This window comes from Desulfocicer niacini (assembly GCF_054657595.1).
On the sequence record NZ_BAAHYK010000110.1, the window covers coordinates 1 to 4,305 of the forward strand.

Consider the following 4,305-nt stretch of genomic DNA (forward strand, 5'->3'; position numbering starts at 1 on the left):
CCAGAAAACGGCCTGATGCAATACAAGGAGACAAGGGATACGACTCTCGTACATTGAGGGATCGCATCAGGCACCGAGGAATTACCCCCATGATCCCCCGTCGATCATGGCAAAATCGAAAACCGCCATTAAAGTAAGCACATGTGGTATGAAAAATGAGAACTTAAGAGTCATGAGTACCCCTCGAAAAGGAGATAAAACATGAAAATTACCGTTATCGGGGCCGCAGGATGTGTAGGTTCATGTGCCGCATTTTATATTGCCGCAAAGGGGCTGGTCAGTGACATGGTCCTCCTCGGTGGAAAACGTCAAAATGTTTTAAAACAGCACGCCATGGATCTGAGCACAGCGGTTTCCTGCCAGGATATCAGCGTATATGCGGGTCAATTTTCAGACATGACAGGCTCCGACATTGTCATCAATTGTGCAGGAGCCTCCCAGGGGATCATTGCCGATCGCATGGAGATGCTTCTCAAAAATGTCGGCATCATTCAAAACATTTCCCATGAAATAATGACGTACTGCCCCGATGCCATTGTGATCACCGCCAGCAACCCTCCCGGTCCCCTGAATGTGGCAACTCACATGGCCTCTGGTATAAATCGCATGAAGCTCATCGGATATTCCACCAACGACTCCTTTCGTTTCAGGGAAATGCTGGCAAAGGAATTTAATGTTAAGGTAAGCCAGATGGAAGGGCTGGTCATCGACGAGCATGGCAGCACCCAGGTGCTCCTGTTCAGCTCCGCACGCATTGATGGAAAACCAGTTGCCATTACGGAAATGATAAAACAAAAAATCCGTGGAGAAGTGCCCCACATCCTGAGACGATTTGAAGAACTTAAATCCGGTCGCACCGCCGGATGGACTTGTGCTATTGGCCTTGCCGAGATTGTTGCAGCCATTGCCGGCGACACCAAAGAGACGATTCCCGTATCCGTAATTCTGGAGGGAGAGTACGGCCACAGAGGTCTGAGCATGACAGTGCCGGCCATCATCGGAAAAGGCGGTATCCAGAAAATACTGGAATATGAGTTGGCAACGGATGAGATGGAAGGTCTTAAAATAACCACGGATGCATTAAAGGCCGCGATTGATAAGGTGAAGGCCGCTTTTTAATTTCTTATCTCTGATTTTTAAGTTTTCTGGACAAGGAAATTAGAAAATTTATTTAGTTCTAACTTGTTCGGGTTTGGGTATTATTAATAAGGAGAAACATATATGTCGTCACGATTTCCAAAATTATTAGAACCGGGAATGATCGGTCCGGTCAAAGTCAAAAATCGCATCATTAAAACGGCTAACGGCACCTCTTTCATGGAAGATGATCAGACGTGCGGTCCCCGCATGGTGGCTTATTATGAAAGGCTTGCAAAGGGCGGGACAGGGTTCCTTGTGGTGGAGTCATGTGGAACGGAATATCCCCTGGGCATCCAGCACATCCACTACCATGACGACGGCACCTATGATGGTGTACAGCTTCATTTTGACGATGATCGCCTGATTCCGGGTTTTAAAATTCTCACGGACAGGGTTCATAAATATGGGTGCAAGGTGTCCATTCAGTTTCAACATGCAGGCCCCTGGAATCCTACGGGTCTTTTGCCAAGGGATCCCTCCATCCGTGACATCAAATGTGCCTCAGCCTTGACCCAGGAAGAGCTGCCCGGTCCTGATTTTCTTCCCTGCCGGGCCATGACCCGGGATGAAATTGAAGAACAGATTGATTTCTGGGCCAGTGCCGCAGAGAGGGCCTGCAAAGCTGGGTTTGATGCCTGTGAAATCAATCACGGCACCTGTCACCAGGGCAACACATTTCTCTCCAGGGTATGGAACAAAAGGGAGGATGAATATGGCCCCCAGAATTTTGAAAACCGCACCCGCTTCCTTCGCCGCTGCATAGAAGAAGCCAAAAAACGCACCGGACCCGACTTTGCGGTTCACACCCTGTTTAACATTGTGGAATACAACCACCCCCTGGCAACCACCATGGATGAAGGGGCGGAAATGGCAAAGCTCATTGCCGAAGTGGCCGACGGCATCAACTGCCGGGCCGAACGGTACGGCCATCGGGGGGGGCTGATCCAGCCCGATCGTATCCTTTTTCCCGAGGCACCCGATGATCTGCCCCAGGGATTGGACTGGAGCCGTAAAGGCAAAGGTGCCACCGTCCCCCTGGTGGAAGCCGTTAAACGGAAAGGGGTGAAAATTCCCGTGTGGACCGCTTGCCGACTTGACCCTGTCCTGGGAGAGGAATTCCTGCAAAAGGGAAGCCTAGACTTTGTGGGCATGACCCGCCGATTGCTGGCAGACCCCGAGCTTCCCAACAAGGTCATGGAGGATCGTTTGGAGGACATTCGCTGGTGCAATGGCTGTCTGCACTGCTTTGACATGCGAAATCGCAACAAGAAACTGGAGTGCCGTACCAATGCCACCCTGGGCCGGGAAATTGTTCCGGAATTCATCTCCACTCCTGCAAAAAAGAAAAAAAAGGTGATGGTTATCGGTGGTGGTCCATCGGGCATGGAAGCGGCCAGGGTGGCCGCCCGACGGGGCCATGTGGTGACACTTTACGAAAAAGGTGCCTATCTGGGGGGACTTGTCCGCCTGGCAGCCATTGTTAAAGATCTGGAAACCGAAGATCTCATCCTCTTTGTCAACTACCTTGAAACCCAGTTGAAAAAGGAGCGGGTCACGGTTCATATGAAAACAGAGGTGACAAAGGACCTTGTCAAAAAGGAACGCCCCGATGTGGTCATCGTGGCAGCAGGGCCGGAACACGCCACCTTTGATATACCCGGAGGTGACAGTTCCAAGGTAATCAAGGCCGGGGACATGCATAACCAGCTTAAATTCTTTCTCAAATTTTTCAGCTCCGCCCAGATGGAGAAACTCTCCAAATTATATATGCCGGTGGGGAAAAAGGTAGTGATTGTGGGCGGCACCCTCCATGGATGCGAACTTGCGGAATTTCTGACCAAGCGGGGTCGTGACGTGACAATTGTTCACAATGGTCCCAAGGAAGATCTGGGAGATAAAATCACCGTGGACGATCTGGACAATCTCTGGCCCTGGTTCAAACAGAAAGGGGTTCCCATATGGTCCGACGTTAAATACGAGAAAGTCACCGATGATGGGCTGCAAATCCAGTTAAAAGATCAAAGACGTTATGTGATCAAGGCCAAGCATATCATCGACACCCAGGACCTGATCCCCAATTCAACCCTGTGCAATGCCCTGGAGGGCGTTGTCCCCGAGATCTACAACATTGGCAGCTCCAGGGAACCGGGACTGATTGTGGATGCCATACGTGAGGGCGCAAAGATCGGCTATTCCATATAGCCACCCGTTTTTCAAAAGTATAACCTATTTTTTGGCATCCTTCATATGACCCCAAGGGATAGGAAAGGGATAGGAACTTGCTTTTTGCTAAAGAAAGTATCGAAAACCCCCAAAGTTACTTAAAAGTTAAAAATATTGGTCCCCCTTGATACAAGCACAACATGTTGTGCTTGTATCAAGGGGGACGAACTTAAGTCAAGAGAAAAATCAAGGTCTGGAAAAACGGGAGAGAATATTTTAAGATTTCTGGCAAATTCTTCAAAATCACCGGAACTAAAGGTGATTTTGGGCGCAGTCCACCATAATTCCTCAAGCCAATTTCAAAAAATATCAATACCAACTCTCCAATTCCGGAATCTGCGAGCCTGCCTCATCACAGACCAATTCAAGGATATAATCTGGAACCTTTTGTGGCGGGCCATGATTGCGGACATCCCAGAGATCAAGGTGACGCAGTATCTTTTCGATGATGTCAAGCTCTTCGATAAAAGCGATAATTTTCATGGAACCTTGGCATTTTGGACACACAAGCGGATCTACTTCATAAATTTTTTGAATCAGGCGTGCCCAGTTCTGACGCGATTCTTTGGAGGACAGATCATTTGGCATAACTGCAGGAATGGTGTCGTCCGTACCGGCCTTTTTTCTCATCCCGCGGGATTTGTTCGAATACCAACCGTAGTACCTGACAGTCTGCTCATACCGACCAGGGATGTGGGTTACCAGCCTGGCCAGCCAGTCCAAAGCGTTGAAAACTTTACGTGACTTTCTGTCTTTTGATGTGTAGACCACTTTGGCAACACCATCTGCTGAATCTTCAGCCGGAACATAGACCATTCTCTCCTGTGAAAAGCAAGCCCGGATAATATACCGGGCCAGGTTGCCAAGACCGGTTTTGTCGGAAGGTGTTATTCTGTCACCGATATAAACATGGAAACCACTGTGACGCCATGAAAGCATATT

The 4,305-nt window shown here is 49.1% G+C and carries 3 protein-coding genes; 2 read left to right on the plus strand and 1 reads right to left on the minus strand.

All coding sequences use genetic code 11. From position 1 onward, the window contains the following. The first annotated feature begins 201 nt into the window (after positions 1-201). A complete protein-coding gene (locus ACYQ2M_RS24750) occupies positions 202-1,119 on the plus strand; it encodes a malate dehydrogenase (protein WP_459919077.1) in 918 nt (305 codons plus the stop codon). Positions 1,120-1,221: 102 nt separating this feature from the next. Continuing rightward, positions 1,222-3,342, plus strand: a complete 2,121-nt coding sequence (locus ACYQ2M_RS24755; RefSeq protein WP_459919078.1) for an oxidoreductase — start codon at positions 1,222-1,224, stop codon at positions 3,340-3,342. 330 nt (positions 3,343-3,672) lie between these two features. Here ACYQ2M_RS24755 and ACYQ2M_RS24760 read toward each other — a convergent pair. After that, positions 3,673-4,305 (minus strand): transposase (locus ACYQ2M_RS24760; protein WP_459919079.1); only part of this gene is annotated, 633 nt, incomplete at its 5' end.